This is a genomic window from Campylobacter sp. S4:11, from assembly GCF_024723695.1.
GTDB classification, from domain to species: domain Bacteria; phylum Campylobacterota; class Campylobacteria; order Campylobacterales; family Campylobacteraceae; genus Campylobacter_D; species Campylobacter_D jejuni_C.
In genome coordinates this window covers 25,877-32,005 of sequence record NZ_JANQDC010000017.1, presented here as the reverse complement: position 1 = coordinate 32,005, position 6,129 = coordinate 25,877, and the positions used below count along the sequence as shown (strand labels likewise).

Sequence of the window (6,129 nt, the reverse complement as noted above, 5' to 3'; positions counted from 1 at the left end):
GCTTTTGCGCTATATTTATCTTGCAAAGAACGATGCATACAAAAACAATGATGAAAAACATGAATTACTACTACATCAAATTTTTTAGCTATAAATTGTCTATAGCTCTCAAGGAAATAAATATCTGCATTAGAACCTGCGCCACCTATCATAAAAACAATAGCTTTCATTTCTTTACTATCATCATAAGTGATTCTATATTCTAATTTACTTTCTCTTTTTATATTTAATTCCACATCATTACAAGAGTCTATAAAATAGGTTTGATTTATGAGCATATTAAGCCTTTTAGAAATTTTGATTAATTATATCATCAAAATTTCTAAATAAATAAAAATTACCCAAAAGCTCCGTTTAAATAAGCTTTTGTTTTTTCTTCTTTTGGATTTTCAAAAAATTCCTTACTCTCTCCAAATTCTACAAGTTCTCCTAAATGAAAAAACGCAGTATAATCAGCCACGCGCTTAGCTTGTTGCATATTATGTGTTACCATGATCATGGAAAGATTATGACTTAATTCTTTAATAAGCTCTTCTATAATACTTGAAGATATAGGATCAAGTGCAGAAGTTGGTTCATCTAAAAGTAATAATTTTGGCTTTATAGCTAAAGCTCTTGCTATACAAAGGCGTTGTTGCTGACCACCTGAAAGCGCTAGAGCATTTTGTTTTAGTTTATCTTTTACCTCTTCAAAAAGCCCTACTTTTTTAAGACAATCTTCCACCAAAGCATCTTCTTCATCTTTGTTTTTGATCATCCCATGGAGTTTTGGAGCATAAGAAATATTATCATAAATGCTTTTTACAAAAACATTAGGCTGTTGAAATACCATTCCAACTTTTTTTCTAAGCACAACTAAATCTTGATTTTTAACATCTTTTCCATCAATCTCAACAAGACCATCGATTTTTGCTATTTTGTCATTCATCCTATTAAAACAACGCAAAAATGTGGATTTTCCACAGCCTGAAGCACCTATTAAAGCTGTGATTTTATTTTTTTGAATTTCCATATTAATATCAAATAAAGCTTGTTTTTTACCATAAAATAAATTTAGATTTGTTGTTTTTGCTATCATTTTAATTTTCCTTGAAAATATCTTCTTAAAAGTATTGCTGCTAAATTTAAAATCACTAAAAGAGATAAAAGCACTATAATCCCCGCTGCTGTTCTTTCTAAAAATGCGCGTTCTGGCATAGCCGACCATGAAAAAATTTGAGCAGGTAAAACACTTGTTGGCGCAAAAACACTATTTGCTACATCAGGTATAAAAGCTATCATACCTATAATCATTAAAGGCGCAGTTTCACCAATAGCCCCTGCTAAAGTTAAAATAGAACCTGTTAAAATCATAGGCATTGCTAAAGGTAGCATAATGCCTTTTATCATTTGAATTTTAGTCATACCTAAAGCATATGCTGCATTTTTCATATTAATATCCACGCTTTTTAAGGCAGCTTTAGTTGAAACAATGATAATAGGCAAACTCATAATAGCCAAAGTAAGTCCCCCGACTAAAGCACTAGAACGCGGCATCCCAAAAAGATTAATAAAAACCCCAAGACCTAAAAGTCCAAATAAAATACTAGGAATACTAGCTAAATTATTTATACATACTTCTATAAAATGCGTAAATACATTTTGCGGAGCAAATTCTTCTAAATAAATAGCCGCTCCAACTCCTATCGGGATACTCACAGCCATACATACCATCATCACAAGTAAAGTTCCAACCACGGAAGCAAAGATTCCTGAATTTTCAGGTGATTTAGAATCTCCATTAAGGAAAAAATTTGTATTAAAACTTAGTTTGATTTCTTGCTTTTGAACTAATTTATCAACTAAAGTCTTTTGTTCATCGCTTAATTTATTGTAGTTTTTTTTCATATATTGATCAACTTCAGAATTTGCTAAAAGCCAAGATTTTTCTTTAATTTGACCCGTTCTTATTTTCCTTTGTTCAGCACGCGATAAAAGTTCATAAGAAGGGCTATTTCTATCAGCCTGGGCATAAATGTAAGTTTGCTTAAAAGCTCCTATCCCAAGATATCCTACACTTGATAAAAAAATACAAAGAAAAATAAGGTTTATATAAAGCCCCATTTTACAGAATCTTTTGAAATTTTTTGAAGCTTTTTTTCTTTGTTTAAAAAGTTTTTTCATAAATTTTTCCTTTTATGGAAGCGATTTATCAAATAAACGCTAAAAATATTAATGATTAATGTAATAATAAAAAGCACAAGCCCTAAAGAAAATGCACTTAAAGCTAAAGAACTATCAAAAGCTTGATCGCCACTTAATGCTTCTACTATTTTTACAGTCACTGTTGTCATATCTTCTAAAAAATTCATTGTTAAATTTGGACGCAATGAAGCAGCCATAACAACAATCATTGTTTCACCTAAAGCTCTTGAAAGTCCTAAAAGACAAGCTGCAACTATACCTGGCATTGCTTCTGGTAAAATTACTGCAAAAACAACTTCTTTTTTAGTCATACCTAAAGCATAAGCTCCGTTTATCCTTTTTAAACTTACAGCTTCAATGCAATCTTGTGAGAGTGAAGCCACTATAGGAACTATCATAATACCCATGATAAAACCTGCACCTAGGGCACTTTGAAAACTAGCTTTGATACCAAAAAGAGAAAAAAACCACACTATAAAAGGAGCTACAACTATGGCTGCGAAAAATCCAAAAACTACAGTAGGAATTCCTGCTATGATTTCTAAAATAGGTTTTAAATAGTTTTTAGATTTTTTACCTGCAAATACTCCAAGATAAATAGCACACATTACACCTAAAGGTAAGGCTGTTAGCATTGCTATTAATGAAATATAAAAAGTTCCCCAAAATAAACTCAAGGCACCAAAAACCCCATACTTGCTACTTCCATCAGCACCTACAAATGCAGCATCTGCTGCCCACTGACTTGAGAATAAAAAAGTAAATACGCTTTCTTTTTGAAAAAATTTTAATGCCTCTATTAAAATAGTTAGCATAATAGCAAAGCTTACTACTACGCTAACAAAAGCACAAAGAAAAAGCGTTAATTTTATTATTTTTTCTTTTATCAATTTTTCATCCTAAAAATCAAAAAACTTTCCCTGCTTTAACAAGCTCATCAGTTAATAAACCTTTTTCTTCTATATGTTTTTGGGTTTGTTTTAAAGTTTTTTCATCCAAAGGAACTAATCCTATTTTTTCTAATTCTGCTCCGCTTTTAGCTAAATCATCACTCATATAAATTTTTGCAAATTCAAATACTTCCGGATTTTTCTTAGCATTCATATATATAAACAAAGAACGTGCTAATTTATATTTTCCCTCAGATATATTTTTCTCATCAGCTTTTACACCATCAATGTAAGCAGCATTAATCTTATCATCATTACTAGCTAAAAATCCGTATCCAAAAAGTCCAAAAGCTTCTTTATCAACAGAAAGTTTTGAAACAATTAAATTATCGTTTTCGCCGCTTGGTATAAATGCTCCATCTTGGCGTATAGTTTTATATGTACCTTTATATTCAGGAATTTTTTTAGAAATATCTACCATTACAAGTTCTTCTATACTATCTCTTGTTCCTGAACTTGATGGAGGACCATAGATTGTAATTTTTCTATTTGGTAGATTTTTATTGATTTGTTGCCAATTTGTATAAGGATTTGGAACTAATTTTCCATCTTGTGGAATTTCTTTAGCCAAAGCTAAAAATAACTCATGTAAGCTTATATTTAACGGGGCATTGATTTTATTTTGAGCTAAAACTATACCATCATAACCTATCATAATCCCGACTATATCACTCACGCCTGATTTTTTACAAGTTTCAAATTCACTTGGCTTGATTGCTCTTGAGGCATTAGAAATATCAGTAATTCCCTCACAAAATACTTTAAAACCACCGCCTGTGCCAAGACTTTCAACTATAGGTGTTTTTGTATTTTTTATAACAGCATACTCTTCAGCAACAAAAGAAGTAAAAGGATAGACAGTAGATGAACCCGCTATTTTTAATTCTGCTGCGTTTAGACTAACAAAAGTAGCTACACTTAAAGCTAAAAGTTTTTTCATTTTTTCTCCTTAGTTAAAAAGTAATGAAAATTTAAAAAAACTTGGAAACATTTTGGATACATGTATTTTTTGATATAATTTTTATATGTTAAATGTTATTTTGATAGAAGATGATAAAGACTTAAACGAATTAATCACACTAAGACTTAGTCAAGAAAATATAAAAATTTATAGCTATTTTGATTTTTTTGACTTAGAAAATTTTCTAGATACAAATGAAATAGACTTAATCATCATGGATAGAAATTTACCAAGTGGCGATAGTGTAGAGATGATAAAACAATTAAGAAAAAAAGGTTATATGGAGCCTGTGATTTTTCTTAGTGCAAAGACTTTACAAAAAGATATTTTAGAAGGTTTTGAGCAAGGCTGTGATGATTATATATGTAAACCTTTTGATTTTAATGAGCTTTTATTTAGAATCAAAGCTGTAACCAAAAGAAATAAAACTCTAAAAGAGCAAATTTCTTATCAAGATTTTACTTTATACATAGAAGAGAGAAAATTAACCTATAAAACAAATACATTTGAAAATTTATCAACCCTAGATGTAGAATTACTCAAGTGTTTTTTTAATCACAAAAATCAACTTCTAAGCCGTCAATTTTTAAGTGAGCAAGTATGGAAAAATGACACAACAAGCGATAAGACAATCAATACAGCTATTTTAAGATTAAAACAAAAAATTCCACAAATTAAGGAAAATATCATTTCAGTGCGCTCGGTGGGTTATAAATTGTGCTAAAAATAAAAACATTTTTCCTTTTTACACTTGGATTTTTTTGTATTGCTTTTTTTATATTGTTTTATTTTTTCAATGAAAGTTATATCAACACTACGGTAAAAAGCACTTACGAGCAAAAACTAAAAACACTTAATGATGTTTTACAATTTCAGTTATTAGATACACTAAATTTCAATAATATCAAGCAATTTGCTCAAAATACCAGGGCAGATTTTATCATCAAACAAGATGAAGTTATTTTTTCATCATTAAAAGATTATTCTTATTTTTTAAATCATTTTGAGTCTAATTTTACCCATGATTTTTATAAGCAAAAAGAAATTTATTTTAAAGCTTATACTTGCAAAAACTATCAATATATCATCATTGTATACCCTAAAATACACTCTTTGGTACAAAATTTTTGGATTAAAAATATTATTATTTTTTCTTTCTTTTTACTTGTACTTGTTGTGTTTTATTTTGTTGTGTTTAATTTTTTCAAAAATTATTTTCAAGAATTATTATTGTTTGTTAAAAGTATCAAATCAAATACTAATTTCATTTTAAAATATAATTTCGTTTATGAATTAAAAAATTTAAATTTACGCTTATTGAAAATTAAAAAATTACTCATCAAACAAGAATTAAAAAACAAAAAGCAAGCTAAGAAAATTCAAACCAAAAATACTCAACTTAGTAATGTAATCAGCGCTATATCGCATGAACTTAAAAACCCTATAAGCGTTATAGATTTGAGCTTACAATCTTTAAAAGAAACTAATGATGAAAATATGAAATTATTTTTACTTGAAAAAATTCACAAACAAAGCGTAAAAATCAACCAACTAACACACAAACTCAATTTTGTTTTTAATCTTAATTTTGATTCTTTAAATTTAGAAAAATTTGACCTATATGTTTTAAGTAAAAATTTATTAGAAAGTTTTAGAGATGATAGGTTGAAAATTCAAGGCCAAACAAGCTTTATTAAAGCGGATAAATTTCTCATAGAACAAGTTATCATTAATCTAATAGACAATGCCTTAAAATACAGCAAAAAAGAGGTGTTAATCATCATCAAAAATCAAAATTTTACTATCATAGATCAAGGTATAGGCATAGAAGAAAAGCATCTTAAATTTATAACAAAAAAATTCTACAAAGCAAACTCAACACACAACAACTCTTTTGGATTAGGATTGTTTTTAGTTAAAAAAATACTCACTTTACACAAAAGTTCTTTAAAAATTCAATCTAGCCCACAAAAAGGTAGTGTTTTTTCTTTTGATATTAATTTATAATTTTTATGAATATACTTATTAATGTAT

At 28.5% G+C, this 6,129-nt stretch carries 7 protein-coding genes; 2 read left to right on the top strand and 5 right to left on the bottom strand.

What is annotated here, in order from left to right; all coding sequences use genetic code 11:
- The 5 genes from CAMP5053_RS06580 to CAMP5053_RS06560 all read right to left on the bottom strand — a co-directional run.
- Positions 1 to 278: DUF2920 family protein (locus CAMP5053_RS06580; protein ID WP_337217524.1), on the bottom strand; the 278-nt coding region annotated here is incomplete at its 3' end.
- A 59-nt stretch (positions 279 to 337) separates the two neighbouring features.
- Entirely contained in the window at positions 338 to 1,078 is a 741-nt protein-coding gene (gene pstB / locus CAMP5053_RS06575) for a phosphate ABC transporter ATP-binding protein PstB (protein WP_337217523.1), read from the bottom strand.
- A complete protein-coding gene (pstA, locus tag CAMP5053_RS06570) occupies positions 1,075 to 2,163 on the bottom strand; it encodes a phosphate ABC transporter permease PstA (protein ID WP_337217522.1) in 1,089 nt (362 codons plus the stop codon). The genes pstB and pstA overlap by 4 nt, the downstream gene beginning before the upstream one ends.
- The gene (gene pstC / locus CAMP5053_RS06565) at positions 2,160 to 3,074 is read right to left on the bottom strand and encodes a phosphate ABC transporter permease subunit PstC (protein WP_214126314.1); all 915 of its coding nucleotides are present in this window, start codon (positions 3,072 to 3,074) and stop codon (positions 2,160 to 2,162) included. The genes pstA and pstC overlap by 4 nt, the downstream gene beginning before the upstream one ends.
- A 16-nt stretch (positions 3,075 to 3,090) precedes the next feature.
- Positions 3,091 to 4,074 (bottom strand): substrate-binding domain-containing protein, encoded by a 984-nt coding sequence (locus CAMP5053_RS06560; protein ID WP_337217521.1) that lies wholly within the window; start codon positions 4,072 to 4,074, stop codon positions 3,091 to 3,093.
- A gap of 85 nt (positions 4,075 to 4,159) precedes the next feature.
- On the opposite strand from CAMP5053_RS06560, the gene CAMP5053_RS06555 reads away from it, so the two are divergent.
- Positions 4,160 to 4,819: a response regulator transcription factor gene (locus tag CAMP5053_RS06555; RefSeq protein ID WP_087700729.1), complete on the top strand. Its 660-nt coding sequence runs from the start codon at positions 4,160 to 4,162 to the stop codon at positions 4,817 to 4,819.
- A gap of 56 nt (positions 4,820 to 4,875) precedes the next feature.
- Positions 4,876 to 6,102, top strand: coding sequence for a sensor histidine kinase (locus CAMP5053_RS06550; protein WP_337217520.1), 1,227 nt, complete (start codon positions 4,876 to 4,878; stop codon positions 6,100 to 6,102).
- Positions 6,103 to 6,129: the final 27 nt, after the last annotated feature.

What these genes read in the sequence shown, in the direction of transcription:
- pstB (WP_337217523.1), bottom strand. Translation starts at nt 1,078, where the DNA reads ATGATAGCAAAAACAACAAATCTAAATTTATTTTATGGTAAAAAACAA.
- pstA (WP_337217522.1), bottom strand. Translation starts at nt 2,163, where the DNA reads ATGAAAAAACTTTTTAAACAAAGAAAAAAAGCTTCAAAAAATTTCAAA.
- CAMP5053_RS06560 (WP_337217521.1), bottom strand. Translation starts at nt 4,074, where the DNA reads ATGAAAAAACTTTTAGCTTTAAGTGTAGCTACTTTTGTTAGTCTAAAC.
- CAMP5053_RS06555 (WP_087700729.1), top strand. Translation starts at nt 4,160, where the DNA reads ATGTTAAATGTTATTTTGATAGAAGATGATAAAGACTTAAACGAATTA.